Here is a 17,788-nt window from a genome sequence, read left to right as displayed (position 1 = left end):
CGAACTGGGTCGTTTCTTTCAGGATTCTCCCATATCGGTAGCACAGTGAGGACGAGTCTCGATGCCAGTGGTGCAGACGGTTCGTGGCCCGATCGAGACCATCGATCTCGGGCGCACCTACATGCACGAACATATCTTCCTGCTCAACACCGAGGTGCAACAGAATTTCCCCGACGAGTGGGGCGACGAGGACGCGCGAATCGCCGACGCGGTAGCGAAACTCACCGCGCTCACCGAACAAGGTGTCACATCGATGGTGGATATGACGGTGCTCGGCCTTGGCCGCTGCATCCCCCGAATCCAAAAGATCGCCGAGCGGGTCCCTCAGCTGAACATCATCGTGGCCACCGGGTGCTACACCTACCGCGACGTACCGTTCTACTTCTCTCTGCGCCCGCTCGATTCCGCGACGCTCGCCGACCACAGGACCCGAGATCCGATGGTGGACATGTTCGTTCATGACATCGTCGAGGGTATCGCGGGTACCGGCGTCAAGGCAGGCATGCTCAAGTGTGCCATCGGAGAACCCGGTCTCACCGACGGTGTCGAGCGGGTCATGCGGGCGGTCGCCCAGGCGCATCTGGAAACCTATACCCCGATCACCGTGCACACCGACTCCGTTCACCAACGTGGTCTCGACGTCAAACGTGTGATGGTCGACCAGATGGGCGTCGCCCCCGAACGTGTCGTGCTCGGACACACCGGTGACACCACTGACCTCGACCACATCACCGAACTCGCCGAGGCGGGCTTCATTCTCGGCTTCGACCGTTTCGGGCTCCACCTGGACTCACTCAGTTGGCAATCTCATGCCGACACCTTGATCGAAGCCTGTCGCCGCGGACTGGCAGACCAGATCGTGCTCTCCCACGATCAATGCTGCTACACCGACTGGGCCAGCCCGTCCGAGATCGCGCGGCTGACCGACTCGAGCTATCTACACCTCGGCGACGAGGTAGTTCCCTACCTGCGTGCACACGGCGTCACCGACGACCAGATCGACACCATGCTCGTCGACGTGCCACGCCGCGTCTTCGAACAAGCAGCACGCCCTAAATGACACGACGCCGGTCGCTGCGGCGCATACCCCAGACGAGGAGTGCTCATGAGTCGACCGATTCGCATCGGAGTCCAGATCCAGCCGCAGCACGCACCCCGCTACGACCTCATCCGTGACGCCGTGCGCCGCGCCGAGGATATGGGCGTGGACGCCGTATTCAACTTTGACCACTTCTTTCCGGTGAGCGGCAACCCGGAGGGGGAAACTTTCGAATGCTGGACGATGCTCGCCGCCATCGCAGAGCAAACCGAGCACGTACGGCTCGGCGCGCTGGTCACCGGCGCCGGTTACCGCAACCCGGACCTGCTCGCGGATATGGCCCGCACTGTCGACCACATCTCCGGCGGCCGCCTGATCCTCGGCATCGGCTCCGGTTGGTTCCAACGCGACTACGACGAATACGGCTACGAATTCGGTACTCCCGGAACACGTCTGGCGCTGCTGAAACAAGATCTGGCCCGCATCGACGCCCGCCTGAAGAAGCTCAATCCGCCACCGCTGCGCCATATTCCGATCCTGATCGGCGGCGGCGGCGAGAAGAAGACATTGCGGCTGGTCGCCAAATACGCCGACGTCTGGCACACCTTCGCCGACGTGGCCGTGCTGGAACACAAGGCGACGATCCTGGCCGAGCACTGCGCCGAAGTGGGCAGGGATCTGACCACCATTCAACGGTCGGTCGACTGGCCTGGCGCAGCGGCCGCAGCCGCCCTCGTCGAGGCAGGCGTGACGCTGTTCAGAATCAGCTCCAACGGCCCGGATTACGACCTGTCCGAGGTCGAGGCCGCGCTCCGCTGGCGCGACGCACAGGAGCCGAACCGTTTGTAGTGCTGGAGAATTCGTCGATGCGAGTGCGGAGCGTGGTGATCTGGTGGGTCACCGCAACGTCGCTCCTGGCGGAGTAGTAGGTCGGCCATTAGATCCGCATCCGCACCCACTTCGGCCAGGGCGAGTTCGAGCGGTTCGTTCTCGATCGATCTCCGCTGCGGCCGCGTCGGCGCGGTGGCGATAGTTGCTGCTACGAACATGGGTAGCCAAGAGTGTGCCAGAAGGCGTTCGGTGCTTGGATGAAGCTCATGACCCACCACGGCCCTGGCGATGAAGCCCAGGCGATTCCGCAGCCGGTGACGCCGCTGCGGAAGCTGTTTGCTGTCACGGGTATCGGGCCCCGCTGGCCGAGTGCTCTGCGGCTGGCGGCGGCCTTCGCGTTGCCTGCTTCGATCGCTGAGGCGCTGGGTCAGGGCGAGCACGTGTTCGGCATCATGGCGGGCATCTGGCTGGCCATGTACGGGCACACCTGCCCCTACCGGATGCGGTGGCGGCTGCTCGGCATGCTGGGTGGGTTGTTTCTGGCCTGGGTGTGTCTGGGGGAGATCGTGGCGTGGGAGTCCGGCGGCGCCCGGCCGGTGCTGGTCGTGCTGCTGGTGTGCATGGCGGCGATGGCCACCTACATCGGCATCGCACTGCCCCTGACGCCGCCGCTCGGAGCGTGGGCCGTCATGTTCGGCGATGTCGGGTTCGTCGGGGTGGCCGGGGGCGAGTCGGCGGTCGGCGTGCTCGTCTGGGCGGCCATCGGAATGCTCGGTTCCCTGGCGGTCTCGATGCCGGGCCGGTTGTACGACCGGGACAAGCCGCAGCGCGATGCCGTCGCCGCGGCGGTTTCGGCGGTCGACCGGTATCGGAAACTGAAACCGGACGGTGGCCGCACGGAATTGACGGCGCGACGCGACGCGAACGCGGCCCTGGCGGCGGCCTGGGCGGCCCTCCATGACGCCGGCCCTGTCCGCGCCGACGACCCTCTCCCGGCGGAACTACTCGGCGCGAATCGCCGAATGGTCGAAACTGCTTCCACCGCAACGAATTTCGGATCCAACTACGTTCCGCTGTCGCGGCCGCCGCTGACTCACCGCCTGACGCGCGCACTGTCGCCCAACTCCCTGGCGATGATCACGACCGTGCGAGTGATCGTCGCGGGTGCGATCGCGGCCGCAGTGAGCTCGAGCCTTCGGCTGGATCGACCGGATTGGACGATCTTGACGGTCGCCCTCGTGGTGGGCACCGGGCTGGCCCGGATGGACGGCACGATCCGCGGCCTGCATCGACTGGTAGGCACGCTGCTTGGCATCGGTGTGTACGCCGCGGTGGCCTACCTTTCGCCGTCCGCGTTCGGGTTGATCGCCGTGCTCGCCATCCTGCTGTTCCTGATCGACTTCCTCGCCGGCGGCAACTACGCCCTCGCTGTCGCGTTCATCACCCCGGCGGCATTGCTGGTCGGCGCCGGCGGCGACGTGGTCGGCGACCACCTCGCCACCTTGATCCGCGATCGCGTGCTGGAGACCGCAATCGGCGCGCTGGTCGGCATCGCCGCGCTGTGGCTGATAGACCGGCGCGCGCACCGACGCCGATGGCTGTGGCAGCAGCAAGCTGTCGCGACCGCGGCGGCGCGACTGCTCGAGCTGTTGCGCGATATACCACCCGACGATCCGCGCGCACTGCGACGGCGGCGCGATCTGCAATACGAACTCCTCGCCGCGGTGGACGGGGGCATGGACGCCGCCTACACCGAACCCGCCTGGGCGCAACAACATTGGCTCGTCTACCTGCGGCTCGAACAGCAGGGCTACGGTCTTTTGACCGCGTGCTGGACGACGCCGCCCGGCGATCTGCTCGACGACGTCGACGACTGGGCCGCACGCCTACAGCCGACACCGGGCGACGATCCACGAGCGCGATGAGCACGGCGACGACTCCGGTATCGGATCGCGCACCAGCGGATTGCCGACAGACCGCCGCGGTGGCGATGGCGTCCGCGCGGATCGGAGATTGTGATGCCGTGCGGCTTTGACCCTGCACCCCTGCTCGGTTCGCCAGTCCGATGCCGCGCCCCTGGAGACCGGCCGGGTGATCACCGTGGGTCGGGTCGGGCGAGTGCGGCGAGGGTTTCGGTGATTGCTCGGTAGGCGTTGTCTGCTGCCGCGAGTACTTGTTGTTGTCGGGGTTCGTCGACTATGGCGTCGTTCATGCGGTGGGCGAATGCGGTCCATCGTTGGCGGTCGCCGCAGCTGTAGTAGGCGACGCCGCGGTCTTGGGTCAGCCCGAATGTGGCACGGATGTGCGCGGTCAATTGCAGTGCACCCATGGTGGAGCCCTCCATTACGTAGAGGAAGCCGAGGGAGGAGACCGGGTCGGTGGCGGCGTGCCGAGTGATCGCTGTGGCGAATCGCTGGGCGGCCCGGATTGCTGGGGTGGGTACGTTGCCGACGGGCAGGGTGTCGAAGAATTCGAGATCCTGTTCCAGCAGTGGGACTTTGGCCAGGTCGGGTTGCCAGACTGCGGTGACGGTCGGGTCCGCCGAGCCCGTGAGGACGGCCTCCAGGGCGTCGAGGATGATCCGGTAGGCGATCAGCTGTCCCACGTATCTGCTCAATGGCATTGTCCGGCTGAGGAGTTCGACGCTGAACGGGGTCGCCTCCAGCATGGTGTGCCAGGTGCTGGTTTCGGCACGGAGCCGTTGCATGATCATGGTGCGGGTCCTAGCCGACGTGCTTGGCGCGCACCGCGTTGTACAGCTGTTCCATCACGTGGCCTTTGCGGTCGATCGTCAGATCGAAATAGGCTGCGCTGCCTGGTGTTCGGCACAGCTCATGTATCCGGTTCTTGGCTTGTTCTTTGAGTTCGACGGCCTGCCCGGCGAGTCGGACGAGCGTCGCCTCGAGCCGAGGGTGGCCGAGCGCGAACATCTTCAACCGGTCGCCGACGAGGTCGGCGGCCGTCGGCTCGGAGCCGAGCAGTTCGAGACACACGCGGTTCGTGAGCCCATCGAAGTCCTCGTGGGTATTGGCTCCGCCGAATTCGGGGACGAAATCGGTGAGGTCGTTGAAGATCTGGCTCGCCGAACCCAACTGTCGCATCGCGTCGTCCAGGACGGCCAGCTCGTCGTCGGGCACGCGCAGGGCAGTTGCCGCCGCGTGCAGAGGCATGCGGAACAGTGTTGCGGTTTTCAACGTGGCCACCGATTCCCAGAACGTCACGCGGTCGTGTTCGTCGGCCGCGAGCAGGTCGCGCCGGATCTCGGCGAGCCGGGTGGACATATCCAGTGCCTGACCGATGAAGCCGTTCTCCACGGCCTGCACGAGATACGCCACGACGGCAGGTGATTCGGCGTGGCGCAGGGCGGCGAGCACCATCCAGGCGCCGGTGTTGAGGGCGAGCGGCACACCGTGGGTGGTGTGCAGCGCAGGCTCGCCGTAGCGCACCGCGCTGCTGTCCTCGATGTCGTCGAGGACGACCGCTGCCTTCAGCAGCATCCGGACCGCGACCGCCACCCGGCGGATTACCTGCAGGTCGGTGGCCGCCTCGCCGGTGTTGGTGAAGCCACGATAGTTACGGAAGACCCAGTAGACCAGCGAGGGGCGGAAGCCGGGACCTCCGGCCTGGCGCAGCGCCTCCTGTCCCACCTTCGAGCCGAGCGCGTCGAGAACCGGGTCGTGAAATGCCCGACGCACGGCGGTGTCCAGCTCGCCGGGTCCGGCGACCGAGCCGACCAGTCGAGCGGCTGTGACCGTGAGCTCGGCCAGGAAGACTCTCAGGTCGGCTTCCAGCAATTCCGCATCGCCACGCACGATATCCAGTACCTGCGCACCGTTTTCGACGGCTCTCATGGTGGCCTCCTACGATCTGGCCAGCTCTGGGATGCCGGGTGCATCCCGCCGACCCCGGGTCGGCAACGGTGGGGGCCGCTCACCGGGTCGAAGTCTATTGACGTGACATTGAACACCGACTCCCCATGTGTGGGGAGTCGGCGCATGCACCTCCGGAAGCGCATCGAGCCATGCGCGATCACCGCGGTAGCAGTTCTCGCCGCTGGGGAGTGCGGAGAATTCGCCAGCCCGACTCGGCGGCGACAATCGGTCATGGTGTTCACCGCTGAGCCGTATACCGACAACTGTCGCCGCATTCTGGAGCAGGGGACGCACTGCGTTGTCGTGATGTCGCCGTTCAACAGCTACTACAAACCACGTCTGATCAGATCGCTCACCCGCTGGGCGCTGACCACCTTCGGATCGTCGGACTTCGTGGTACCCGGAATCGAGGCCGCCGACACGCTGGTCGCACGCGGATGGACGCGTGAACGCGCGCGCCGCCGGGCCGCGATCGCCGTCGGAAAGCTCCGGGCGCCAACCCGATCGGCGCTGCTGGAAGCCGGTGTTGCCGACCCGGATGACCGAGTGCACAGCTGGACACAGCTGGCAGACCATCCGCCGTACCAGCGGCTACGCGCGTTGGTCACCCACCATTACGACACCGATCCTGGCATGCGCCGCGCGATCAGGCAGCTTTCCGCGCGGGCCATCGGCGCGGATGTTGCGGATGCCCGGATCGACATCTGCGTCGAGTACGCCCTTGCCGAGATTCCGTTCATGCTGGACTGTCCGTCCATCTTCGGCGTCGAGTCATCCATCCTCGTGTATCACCGCGATTTCGAGTTCATCCGGCTGTTGCTCGCCGATAGCACACCGACGCCGGTGAAACCTGCTGACGGGCAAGGCTTCATCGTTTGCCAGCCGGTGCCCTGAGCGCCAGGGGAGGTGCGGCGATGCTGGGTACGTTGTGGCGACCCGGCGCATTCCCAACGCCGAGAAGCGTCCGCTCGACACCGTAGCTTCTGCTCTACTGGCGCCGTCCTGGTGTTTGTCCGGCCATCCTGGGCGATGCGACTGACTTGACGCGACGTGGCTATGCGGATGGGGCACTTGGTATCTCGAAGGATAGGCAAGGTTGGGCGGCAGTTCGCGGAGTCGAGTGCGCGCACGTTTACTGAACTTCTCGACGCTCGCGCCGATGATGATCGGATCGCGGTCAGTGTCGTCACGGACGGCGGGGCCGACCTACACCTGACCTACCGTGAACTCGTCGAGCGGGCCACGACGATCTCGAACGCGCTGCTGCGGATCGCTGCGCCGGGTGATCGTGCCGTGCTGTTGTTCGCACCCGGGATGGAATTCGTCGCCACCTTGCTCGGTTGCCTGTACGCGGGTGTGGTGGCGGTGCCCGCTTACCCGCCGCGTGACGCCGAGGCCATACCGAGGTTGACGGCGATCGTCGCGGATTCCGGTGCCGCTCTTGCGTTGACGACCACGGATCTGCGGCCGTGGATCGAGGAGATCTGCTCCGGCATGCCGGACGGTCCACGGTGCGTCGCAGTCGATTCGCCGATGCCGGTATCGGAAAGCGCTGGCCGACAGGTGATTACGAGCCCCGAGTCGGTGGCACTGCTGCAGTACACCTCGGGGTCGACCGGTGCGCCGAAGGGCGTCGTAGTGTCCCATGCGAACCTGCTGCACAACTGTGCGAGCGTCCACCACCTCTTCGGCTGCACCCGCGACAGTGTCGGGGTGATCTGGCTGCCGCCTTATCACGACATGGGTCTGATCGGCGGCATTCTGCAGCCGCTGTTCGGGGGATTCCGGGTGGTGCTGCTGTCTCCCCTCGCGGTGCTGCAGCGCCCGCGACTGTGGCTGGAGACGATCTCCCGGTACCGCGGAACTATCAGCGGCGGACCGAATTTCGCGTACGAGCTGTGCCTCGACAAGATCGGTCCTGACGATCTCGATGGCCTGGATCTGACCAGCTGGACCGTGGCATTCAACGGCGCCGAGCCGGTGCGGGCGAGCACGGTGTCGAGATTCGCGGAAGTGTTTGCCGTGTCCGGGTTTCGATTATCGTCCTTCTACCCGTGCTACGGCTTGGCCGAGGCGACGTTGCTGGCGACCGGCGGGGACAAGGCGGCGGAGCCGGAGATCATCTCGCTGCCCGATTCGACGCGAGTGGTGGCCTGCGGCGCGGCGGCGCCGTCGCACGAGGTGGTCGTCGTCGACCCGGACAGCGGGTTGCCACGGCCACCCGCCACGGTCGGTGAAATTTGGTTGCGGGGACCCGGTGTCGCTCTTGGCTATTGGCGTGCGCCGGAGGAGACCGCGCGCGTCTTCGGTGCCCGCCTGGCTAACGACGACGGCCCATTCCTGCGCACCGGTGACCTGGGCATGATGGTGGACGGTCAACTCGTCGTCACCGGCCGCCACAAGGAACTCATGGTGATCCGCGGGCGGAATCTGTATCCGCACGATGTCGAGTCGGCAATGGATCGCGCGCATCCCGCGGTCCGCCGTGGTTGTGGTGTGGCATTCGCCGTGGTGGACGACGAGGTGGAACACTTGGTCGTCGTCCAGGAGATCCGGGTGGATCCTGGTCGTACCGAGGCAGAACTCGCCGAGATCAGCTCGGCTGTGCTGGGCCGGATCACCGCGGAAACCGAGGTGCAGCCGCAGCGGGTGGTGCTTGTCCCACCGCGAACCATCCCCAAGACCTCCAGCGGCAAGCTGCGGCGGCTGGATACCCGGCGCAGGCTGTTCGACGGAAGTCTGAATGTGCTGGCGGACAGCAGCTTTTCGGGAAATACCGAGGTGGTTTCCGGCGCGCGCGGGCGCATTCCCGTCGATTCGGAACAGCTGGCATCAGCCGTGCAACGGGCAACGGGCATTGCGATCTCGCCGACCGACTGGCGCAGGCCACTGACTCGCCTCGGCATCGATTCCCTTGCGGCGCTGAGGATTCGGCACGAATGTGAGGTCACCTTCGGTGTCGCGCCCGACATGGCGACCCTGCTACGCGGCGATGTCGGCACGGTGGCCGAGGAGATGCGGACGCGCACTCGGCCTGCGACGGGCACCACGCAGCCCGCACTGCAGGCAGGTGCGCTGTCGGCGGCCGAGACCGCGCTGTGGTTGCTCGATCGGATGGGCACGGCGTATCAGCTGGCCCGCGCTTTCCAGGTACGCGGAGCGGTCGATCCAGCCACGATCCACGCCGTCCTCGACGGGGTCGTTCGCGCCTGTCCGGCACTGCGGTCCCGGTTCATCGAGGTCGATGGTGTGCCCGTCCGTGTCGTGGACGATCAACCGGGGGAGTGGCTGTCCGTGGTCGACGCGTCCGGTTGGGACGACGACCGGGTGCGCAGCGCCTGCCAGGCCGAAGCCGATCGCGGCTGCGATCTGGCGACCGGGCCGATCTTTCGGGGGCGGTTGTTCGACCGTGGCACCGCCGCCGCACCGGTAGTCGTGGTCTCGGCACATCATCTGGCCTTGGACTACTGGTCGTTCCTGCTGGTCATCGACCGCATGCGGATCGGGTTCGCGGGTGGCACGGCACCCGTCCAGCAGGCGGACATGGCAGAGTACGCGCGCCGAGAAGCCGAGTTGCTGAACGGGCCGGAAGGTCAACGGCTGGCACGGTTCTGGCAGGCCCAGTTGGCCGGGGCTCCGGTGGCGATGCGGCTGCCCGCCGACCGCCGCCGATCCGGCGACAGTGCCGTGCGCGCCGGCGGCAGGGTGATTCGCGAGCTCGACCCCGCCTTGTTCGAGATGATCACCGGGATCGCGCAATCCCTCTGCGCTACACCGTATTCCGTACTCGCCGCAGCATGGGCGGCGGTGCTCGGAGCGTGGACCGGCGACGCCGAGCTGATCGTCGGATGCCCGGCGGCCGGGCGAACCTCGGCCCGATTCGCCGACGTGGTCGGCTATTTCGTCAACCCAGTCGCACTGCGGTTGACGGTGTCCGGCAATCCGGTCTTCGCCGATCTCGTTCGCCACGTGCACGGCGTGGTCGTCGAGGCGTTCGCCCATCAGGACTATCCGTTCGCCGAACTCGTCGCGCGGTCGAGCGCACCGGCGGGCCGCGGTCGCGACACCTTCCTCCGCACCATGTGCGTGCTGTACCGCGACCCGCCTGCGGCAACGGCCGGAGCCGCGCTGTTTGCCTTGGGCGCCCCGGGGGTTCAGATCACTTGCGATGACGTGATTTTGGAGAACATCGCGCTCACCGGTGCGGCGGCCCAGGTGGATCTGACACTGGCCATGGCCGGAGACGACGGCCGCCTCGCCGTGCTGATCGACTATGCCGACATCGTCGACCGGAGCACCGCCGACGCGCTCTGCGATCGGCTGGTCGGTGTCCTGGAACGGTTGCGGCACAACGCCGACCGCACTGTGGGCTTGTTGACGGCCGCGTCCGGCGCGGAACGGACCCGGGTGCTTGCGGCCGCGTCGACGGCGGCGGTCCCGTCCGCGGCGGAGTGCGTGCAGGACTGCTTCGAAGCGGCGGTGCTGCGCGCACCGCACGCGGTCGCAGTGGATCACCGAGGCGTCCACACGTCCTACGGCGAGCTCAACCGCCTCGCCAATCGGCTCGCACATCGGCTGCGCGACCGCGGCGTAACCCCGGAGCAGCGGATCGGCATCCTGGCGGACCGCTCGTTGTGGACGATCGTGGCCATGCTCGGCGTGCTGAAGGCGGGCGCGGCATACGTGCCACTCGATCCGTCGTATCCCGAGGATCGGCGAACCGCGATGACCGTCGCGGCCGCCTTGACGCTCGAGCTCGGTCCCGGCGCCCTCGACATCGAATCGCTCTGCGCGGCAGGGCCCGCAGAGCTGGACCAGAATCCGCCGCGTCGGACGACGCGGTCGTCGGCCGCGTATCTGCTGTTCACGTCTGGCTCGACCGGCCGCCCGAAGGGTGTGGTGATCGAACACCGTGGCGTGGTCAACCTGATCAGCGGGCAGGCGGCCGTGCTCGGCTTGACTGCGCGCAGCGCGGTGCTGCAATACGCCTCGCCCAGCTTCGACAGCTCAGTGTGGGAGATCTTCCCTGTCCTGGCGGTCGGCGGCACGCTGCGTCTGGCGGATCGTCGCCTGTTGCTGCCAGGACCTGACCTGACGCGGTTGCTTGCCGACGGTGTCGACACCGTGACCATGCCGCCCTCGGTGCTGGCGCTGCTTGCCGGCGACGAACTACCGAACCTGCGCACCGTTGTCTCCGCAGGCGAGCAGTGCAGCGCGGATGTCGTGGAACGGTGGGCAGGCGGTCGCCGGTTTCTGAATTGCTATGGCCCAACGGAAACGACCGTGTGTGCGACAGCCAGGGAAACCTCCGATGCCAGGCACTCGGCACGAATCGGCCGAGCCGTGCCTGGCGCTGCCGTGTACGTGCTCGGCCCTGGGCTGGAGGTGGTGCGTCCGGGGAACATCGGCGAAATCTATGTCGGCGGTGCCGGTGTGGCCCGTGGGTACTTCGATATGCCTGGACTCACGGCGCAGCGGTTTGTGCCGGATCCGCTGGGCGCGGTGGGCGGGCGGATGTATCGAACTGGCGACTTGGCGCGGCTGGATGCCGAGGGCGATCTGGAGTTTCTCGGCAGGATCGACGACCAGATCACGATGCGCGGGCATCGCATCGAGCCTGCGGAGATCGAGGCGGTACTCCTGGCACATCCGGCGGTTCGCGAAGCGGTCGTCGTGGCACGAGAATTCGCAAGGAACACCGCGTTGGTGGCCTACCTCGCGGTCGATTCCCCGGCCCCGGATGTCGCGGAGTTCCGGGAGTTGGCGCGGACCGCGCTGCCGCGTCATTTGGTGCCCGCGACATTCATGCTGCTGCCTGCGCTGCCGCGCGGTGCGACCGGCAAGGTCGATCGCGCCGCGCTGCCGCAGCCGGTCCCGGCGTTCGCGGACGTTTCGTCTGCACCGCCGCGCGATGCACATCAGCGGACGGTGGCCCTGGTGTGGCAGGAGGTTCTCGGCGTCGAGCCGATCGGACTCGACGACAACTTCTTCGATATCGGCGGGCATTCGCTCAACGCGTCGCGCGTGCACGCTCGACTGCAGGAACGGCTGGGCAGGCAGTTCGGGCTGATCGAGCTGTTCGAATTCGCCACCGTGCGCACGCTCGCGCACCGACTCGCCCAGGCGTCGCTCGACGCTGCACCCGAAGACGACGGCATCGCCGGGGTATCGGGCCGTGCCCGGCAACGTGCCCGCGCGCTCGCGCGCCGCCGCGCCGCATACAGGAGTGAGCAATGAGTGAGTTCGATATCGCGATTGTCGGAATGGCTGGACGGTTTCCTGGCGCCTCGGACATCGATGTGTTCTGGGATGCCCTGCACGCAGGGCGAGAGCTGATCACCCATTTCGACCGCGAAGAGCTCCTCGAAGCGGGCGTGTCCGCCGAGGATCTCGATCGTTCCGGCTATGTCGGCGCCCGCGGCGTGCTCGCCGACGCGGACCTGTTCGACGCCGGCTTCTTCGGCTTCAGTCCGCGCGAAGCCGAGGTGCTCGACCCACAGCACCGGCTGTTTCTGGAGTGCGCGTGGGAGTCGCTCGAGGACGCAGGCTACGACCCGACCCGGTACCCCGGCCCCATCGGCGTCTTCGCGGGTGTCGGCATGAATACCTATCTGCTCGAGAACATTCTGCCCGACAGCGAACTGGTCGCCGCGATGGGCGACTTCCAGATCATGACCCTCAACGACAAGGACACCCTCCCGACCCGGGTGTCCTACAAGCTCGGCCTGCGTGGTCCCAGCGTAGCGGTGCAGACGAGTTGTTCGTCGGGCCTGGTCTCGGTCCAGTTCGCCTGCGACAGTCTGAACAACTTCGGCTGCGACATGGCGTTGGCAGGAGCGGTCGCGGTCAAATTCCCGCAACGCGTTGGCTATCGGTCGGTGAAGGGGGGCATCGTCTCGCCGGATGGACGCTGCCGCGCCTTCGATGCGCAGGCACAGGGAACGGTTGCCGGCGGCGGTCTCGGCATCGTTGTGCTGAAGCGACTGGCCGATGCGCTGGACGACCACGACCATGTGTACGCCGTCATCCGGGGCGGAGCGGTCAACAACGACGGCAACCGAAAGGTCGGCTACGCGGCGCCGAGCATCGCAGGGCAGGCCGAGGCCGTCGCTGCGGCCATCGCACAGTCCGGCGTCGCGCCGCGCACCATCGGCTATGTCGAAACACATGGCACCGCAACGCCGATCGGCGATCCCATCGAGATCGCCGCGCTCACCCGAGCCTTCCGCTCGGGTACCGAGGCCTCGGGATACTGCGCCATCGGCTCGGTGAAGACCAACATCGGCCACCTCGACTCGGCGGCGGGGATGGCCGGGCTCATCAAAGTGGCGCTTGCCCTGCAAGCCGGGCAGATCCCGCCGAGCCTGCACTTCGAAAGCCCCAATCCGGCAATAGATTTCGAATCGTCTCCGTTCTTCGTCAACACCAGGCTGCGGCCGTGGCCGGTGGCCGAGCACCCACGCCGTGCCGGTGTCAGCTCGTTCGGGGTCGGTGGCACGAACGCCCATCTGGTCCTGGAGGAGGCACCACGTCCGGATCGGGTGCGGATGTCGGCCACCGGAGCACCCGAGCTGCTGGTGTGGTCCGCTCGCGAGCCGGAATCGCTGGACACGGCGATCGACCGGTTCCGTGACTGGCTGCCGAACGATGCTGCCGGACTCGGCGATATCGCGTGCACGTTGCACCGGGGACGGGCGGCATTCGGGCACCGAGCCGCAGTCGTGGTCGGCGACAAGGACGAGGCGATACACGCGCTCGACGAGCCGCACCGGCCTGCCCTGCTGCGCGGCACGCGACCGGCGGCAGGCGCACCGGATCTGGTGTGGCTGTTTCCGGGCCAGGGCACCCAGCGCGTCGCCGTCGCCCCGGAGTTGTACCGCCGCGTCCGGCCGTTCCGCGAGACGATCGACCGATGCTGTGAGATCCTGCGCGACACCACCGATCTGGATCTGAGTGCGGTCCTGTATCCCGCGTCAGAGCCGCAGGCGGCGCAAGCGGAGTTGCGGCGCACGCGCACCACGCAGGCTGCGGTGTTCGTTCTCGACTACGCGCTGGCGGCGACCTGGCAATCCTGGGGCGCCCACCCGACGGCCATGATCGGCCACAGTCTCGGCGAATATGTGGCCGCGTGTCTCGCCGGGGTCTTCTCCCTGGAGGACGCTCTGCGAGTGGTGGCAGCGCGCGGACGCCTCGTCGACGGCCTAGCCGCAGGCGTCATGCTTTCGGTGCGACTGCCCGAATCGGAGCTGACCGAACTGCTGCGCGACGGTGTTTCGGTGGCCGCGGTCAACGGGCCATGTCACACAGTGCTTTCCGGATCGCCCGCCGATATCCTTGCGCTGGAGCAGCAACTTTCCGTGCGGCAGGTGCTCTGCACCCGACTGGAAACCTCGCACGCATTTCATTCCCCCGTGCTGGCGCCTGCGGCTGCTGAGCTGGAACGGCTGCTTCGGGAGACTTCGTTGCAGCCACCGCGCATACCGATCGTCTCTACTGTGACCGGGCAGTGGCTACGCCCCGAGCAGGCCTGCGATCCGGCGTACTGGGCCCGCCAGCTGGTGTCCACCGTGCAGTTCGGGGCCGCCGTCTCGGTGTTGCGAGACGCCCATCCGGACGCCTCGTGGCTGGAAGTCGGTGCCGGACAATCGTTGTCCGGCCTGGTGCGGCCAGCCCTGGCCGACCGGGAGAACGCCGCGGTGGTGAGTTCGCTGCCGACCCCGGAACTCGGCTCGGACCTGACGGCAGTGCTGGCCGCGGCAGGCAAGCTGTGGGTGCGCGGGCACGAGGTCGATCTCGGGTCGCCGTACGGGGAAGAGCGCGGGCGCGTGCGGCTTCCCCTTTATCCGTTCGCGCGGACCAAATACTGGGTCGATCCCCCTGAGCGGCAGCCGATTTCGACGGCGAGACAGCTGGTGCGCAGGCCGGAGGTGGCCGACTGGTTCGCCGTGCCCGGTTGGACGCAGCGTCCTGTGGTGCCGCTGGCGCGTCCTCACCGCCAATGGTTGATCTTCGGCGACACCGAAAATGCCTGCCTCGCCGCGGAATTCGACGACTCGGTGCAGGTCTTCGCCGGCGCGGCGTTCGAGCGCAAAGGGGCCAGGCACTATCTCGTCGAGCCGTCCACCGCCGACGACTACCGGGCGTTGCTCGACGCATTACACGCCGACGGCGTCGAGCCGACCGGTGTTGTGCACGCCTTCGGGCTCGGTGCCTGCGCGGATTTCGCCGCCGCACAACAATTCGGTCTGCGCAGTCTGATCGCGCTGGCGCAGGCAATGAGCCTGCCCGGCGCGGGCGAGCCGGTGCCGATCTGGGTTCTGACACGGGGCTTGTTCGATGTCCATGCCGGCGACACGGTGACTCCCGAGCGGGCCACCGTGCTCGGCGCGGTCGCGACATTCGCTCAGGAACGCCCCTGGATCCGGTGCGGTGTCGTCGACATCGGCACCGTCGACGCCGCAGAGACGGCGAAAATCATGGCTGCGGAAGCAATGCGGGACCACCCCGAGCCGGTCGTGGCCTGGCGCGCAGACCGCCGTTGGGTGCGCACCTTCGAGCCGATGCCGCTGACCGAGTCCACCGGCTCGCGGATCGAACCCGGCAGTGTGAGCGCGATTTTCGGCGGACTCGGCAGCTTCGGTCTGCTCGCGGCCCGCGTGCTGGCCGGGCTCGGTTGTTCGCGGATCGCGCTGATCGACACCGCCGCGCCGTCCGCTGACACCGAGCGCGCGCTCGGGCAGTTGCGAGCCGACGGCGTCGACATACTCGTCATGACCGCGGATGTTTCCGACGCGCAGCAAACCCGAGACGCGGTGCGCGACACCATTTCTCGCTTCGATCGCCTCGATGGTGTCATCCACGCGGCGGGCCCGCCGCCGCTGCTGGCGGCTCTCGAGGAGACAGACGTGACCGAATGCGAGCGGCAGTTCGCGACCAAGGTACACGGGCTGGTGCACCTCGACCGGGTGCTCACGCAGTTGGCTCCCGGGCTCGGTTTCGCGGTCATCGCCTCGTCGCTGGCCTCACTCCTGGGTGGACTCGGCCACACGGCCTATGCCGCAGCCGGAGCCTTCGCCGACGCGTTCGCGCGGACGCGACGCGAATTGCCCTGGCAGAGCGTGAACTTCGAAACCTGGAAGCTGAGCGGTGAACAGGTCGATCCGGCGGCCGCGGGGGCGAGCCGACTGGAACTGGCGATGACGGCGCAGGAAACCGAGGCCGTCCTTGCGCGGGTGCTTTCCACCCCCGCCTGTGCGTTTCGCGAACTGATCGTCTCGACGGCCGACCCGGTCGAACGGCTGCGCCGGTGGCGCGAACCCACCGGCGACGATGCGCCGTCCCAGCGGGTTCGGGCGACTCATCGCCGCCCGAACCTGACCACGCAGTACGTGGCGCCACGCACCGAGCTCGAATCCGGCGTCATCGGACTGTGGGAGCACCTGCTCGGTATCGCCCGAATCGGCGTATACGACAACTTCTTCGAGCTGGGCGGCGATTCGCTGCTCATCACCCGGCTTGCCGCACGGATCCGCACGGAGTTTCAGGTCGAGTTCTCGTTGCGGCAGCTCTTCGAGGCGCCTGTGCCCGCCGAGGTGGCGATGCTGATCACGGAGGCGCAGTCGGACCCCGACGATCTGGCGGTGGTCAAGCAGATGCTGGCCGAGCTCGACAACCTCCCCGACGAACTGGCGTTGGACGTGCTCCGCGACGCGGGTATCGCACCGCACGATGTCAACGGACCGGAGCAATGACGATGCCCGAACACTGCCCTGGACGCGGGCCATGCGAGGTCGCCGCATTCGACCGACCGGAGATTGTCGCCGATCCTTACGATTACTATCGCGCGCTGCGCGCGGAGGCTTCGCCGACGTACGATTCGACGCTGGGGGCCTGGCTGGTGGCCAAGCACGCCGATGTCGCAGCGGTGCTGCGTGATCCGGCGTTCTCGGTGCGAGGTAATGCCCGATTCCTCGAGATGCTGCCCACTGCGACGGGTGAATTCGATTCGCTACGTCGGTTTTTCGGTACTTGGTTGGGCTTCTCGGACCCGCCCGAACACACCCGCCGCCGTGCGGCGTTCAGCGGGAAGCTGTCCAACCGAATCGTGATGGCGTACAGCGAGGTGATCCAGGACGCCGCCGACCATCTGGTCGCCAAGGCCGCTCAGCTCGGCGGCTGCGACGTGGTGGCCGATTTCGCGCCGTTGCCTGCGGTCGTGATGGGGCGGCTGCTCGGCATCGATTATGAACGGCTGCTGTCGTTTCGACCGTGGATCACGGACGTCGCCACGTTCATGCGAACACCGACAATGGATACCGCACATCGCGCGCAGCACGCCATCGAACAGTGGCGAGGTTGGTTGGACGATCATCTCGCGCGTTCCGGCACGCACGGCGTGATCGCGTCGCTGACCGAAGGCGGCGAACTGACCCGCGCGGAGGTGCTCGCGCTCGTTGCCTCCGTGGTCACCGGCCCGCCGTTCCGCAGATTCGGCGAGAACGAGCCGACCGCACAGTTTCTGGCCAAGGCGGTGAACCTGCTGCTGGAGCATCCGGAGCTGCTTGCCCGGCTGCGCGCCGACCCCGGCCTGATCCCCGCCGCCGTCGACGAGCTGCTGAGGTACGAGCCGCCGTTCCATTTCATCACCCGCCAGGTCGACTCCCCGGTGCGGTTTCGTGGCGTGCGGATCGAACCGGGGCAGCCGGTGCTGGTGTTGCTGGCGTCGGCGAATCGAGATGCCGCCGAGTTCACCGCTCCGGACAAGATCCGGCTCGATCGGCCAGGCAGGCATGCGAGTTTCGGCTTCGGCGCGCACTTCTGTCTCGGCGCACCCCTGGCGCGCCTCGAGGTGGAACTGACCTTGGCAACGATGCTGCGCGGCTGGCCCAACATCCGGCGCAGCGCGGACGTGCGCTGGCGAATGGAGTCGGGTGTCCGTGCGCTGGAAGGACTTTCGCTCGAGCTCGACGAAGAGCCGGACCACGTGCGGCTGCTGCCGGAACAAAGGGAAGGAGTAGGCGATTACTGATCTGCCCGGACGGCTGGC

The 17,788-nt window shown here is 67.1% G+C and carries 9 protein-coding genes; 7 read left to right on the top strand and 2 right to left on the bottom strand.

Features of this window, described 5'->3' with window-relative positions; translation table 11 throughout:
• Positions 1 to 61 precede the first annotated feature (61 nt).
• The 3 genes from ACGFNJ_RS40130 to ACGFNJ_RS40120 all read left to right on the top strand — a co-directional run bounded on the left by ACGFNJ_RS40130 (position 62) and on the right by ACGFNJ_RS40120 (position 3,795).
• On the top strand, positions 62 to 1,060 hold the full coding sequence (locus ACGFNJ_RS40130) for a phosphotriesterase (protein WP_393461188.1): 999 nt from the start codon (positions 62 to 64) through the stop codon (positions 1,058 to 1,060).
• Between the two features lie 45 nt (positions 1,061 to 1,105).
• Entirely contained in the window at positions 1,106 to 1,888 is a 783-nt protein-coding gene (locus ACGFNJ_RS40125; protein WP_393461186.1) for an LLM class F420-dependent oxidoreductase, read from the top strand.
• A 239-nt stretch (positions 1,889 to 2,127) separates the two neighbouring features.
• Entirely contained in the window at positions 2,128 to 3,795 is a 1,668-nt protein-coding gene (locus tag ACGFNJ_RS40120; protein WP_393461184.1) for an FUSC family protein, read from the top strand.
• A gap of 170 nt (positions 3,796 to 3,965) precedes the next feature.
• On the opposite strand, the gene ACGFNJ_RS40115 is transcribed toward ACGFNJ_RS40120, so the two are convergent.
• Together ACGFNJ_RS40115 and ACGFNJ_RS40110 are read right to left on the bottom strand one after the other, a co-directional pair.
• Positions 3,966 to 4,583 carry a biliverdin-producing heme oxygenase gene (locus ACGFNJ_RS40115; RefSeq protein ID WP_393461182.1) on the bottom strand — a complete coding sequence of 206 codons (618 nt, stop codon included), beginning with the start codon at positions 4,581 to 4,583 and terminating at the stop codon, positions 3,966 to 3,968.
• Positions 4,584 to 4,593: 10 nt separating this feature from the next.
• On the bottom strand, positions 4,594 to 5,721 hold the full coding sequence (locus tag ACGFNJ_RS40110; RefSeq protein WP_393461180.1) for a polyprenyl synthetase family protein: 1,128 nt from the start codon (positions 5,719 to 5,721) through the stop codon (positions 4,594 to 4,596).
• Positions 5,722 to 5,973: 252 nt separating this feature from the next.
• Here ACGFNJ_RS40110 and ACGFNJ_RS40105 point away from each other — a divergent pair, with 252 nt between their 5' ends.
• The 4 genes from ACGFNJ_RS40105 to ACGFNJ_RS40090 all read left to right on the top strand — a co-directional run bounded on the left by ACGFNJ_RS40105 (position 5,974) and on the right by ACGFNJ_RS40090 (position 17,770).
• Entirely contained in the window at positions 5,974 to 6,636 is a 663-nt protein-coding gene (locus tag ACGFNJ_RS40105) for a tRNA-dependent cyclodipeptide synthase (RefSeq protein ID WP_393461178.1), read from the top strand.
• 177 nt (positions 6,637 to 6,813) lie between these two features.
• A complete protein-coding gene (locus tag ACGFNJ_RS40100) occupies positions 6,814 to 11,979 on the top strand; it encodes an amino acid adenylation domain-containing protein (protein ID WP_393461176.1) in 5,166 nt (1,721 codons plus the stop codon).
• Positions 11,976 to 16,493 carry an SDR family NAD(P)-dependent oxidoreductase gene (locus tag ACGFNJ_RS40095; protein WP_393461174.1) on the top strand — a complete coding sequence of 1,506 codons (4,518 nt, stop codon included), beginning with the start codon at positions 11,976 to 11,978 and terminating at the stop codon, positions 16,491 to 16,493. The genes ACGFNJ_RS40100 and ACGFNJ_RS40095 overlap by 4 nt, the downstream gene beginning before the upstream one ends.
• On the top strand, positions 16,490 to 17,770 hold the full coding sequence (locus ACGFNJ_RS40090; RefSeq protein ID WP_393461172.1) for a cytochrome P450: 1,281 nt from the start codon (positions 16,490 to 16,492) through the stop codon (positions 17,768 to 17,770). Before ACGFNJ_RS40095 ends, ACGFNJ_RS40090 begins: the two co-directional genes overlap by 4 nt.
• Positions 17,771 to 17,788: the final 18 nt, after the last annotated feature.

It is taken from the genome of Nocardia sp. NPDC049149 (genome assembly GCF_043197455.1).
GTDB lineage: Bacteria > Actinomycetota > Actinomycetes > Mycobacteriales > Mycobacteriaceae > Nocardia.
The sequence above is the reverse complement of the archived record's forward strand: the minus strand, read 5'-3'. Positions and strand labels throughout refer to the sequence as shown.

Bases quoted from the DNA above. Each gene is read 5' to 3' on its own strand.
- ACGFNJ_RS40130 (WP_393461188.1), top strand. From the start codon at position 62: ATGCCAGTGGTGCAGACGGTTCGTGGCCCGATCGAGACCATCGATCTC.
- ACGFNJ_RS40125 (WP_393461186.1), top strand. From the start codon at position 1,106: ATGAGTCGACCGATTCGCATCGGAGTCCAGATCCAGCCGCAGCACGCA.
- ACGFNJ_RS40120 (WP_393461184.1), top strand. From the start codon at position 2,128: ATGAAGCTCATGACCCACCACGGCCCTGGCGATGAAGCCCAGGCGATT.
- ACGFNJ_RS40115 (WP_393461182.1), bottom strand. From the start codon at position 4,583: ATGATCATGCAACGGCTCCGTGCCGAAACCAGCACCTGGCACACCATG.
- ACGFNJ_RS40110 (WP_393461180.1), bottom strand. From the start codon at position 5,721: ATGAGAGCCGTCGAAAACGGTGCGCAGGTACTGGATATCGTGCGTGGC.
- ACGFNJ_RS40105 (WP_393461178.1), top strand. From the start codon at position 5,974: ATGGTGTTCACCGCTGAGCCGTATACCGACAACTGTCGCCGCATTCTG.
- ACGFNJ_RS40095 (WP_393461174.1), top strand. From the start codon at position 11,976: ATGAGTGAGTTCGATATCGCGATTGTCGGAATGGCTGGACGGTTTCCT.
- ACGFNJ_RS40090 (WP_393461172.1), top strand. From the start codon at position 16,490: ATGACGATGCCCGAACACTGCCCTGGACGCGGGCCATGCGAGGTCGCC.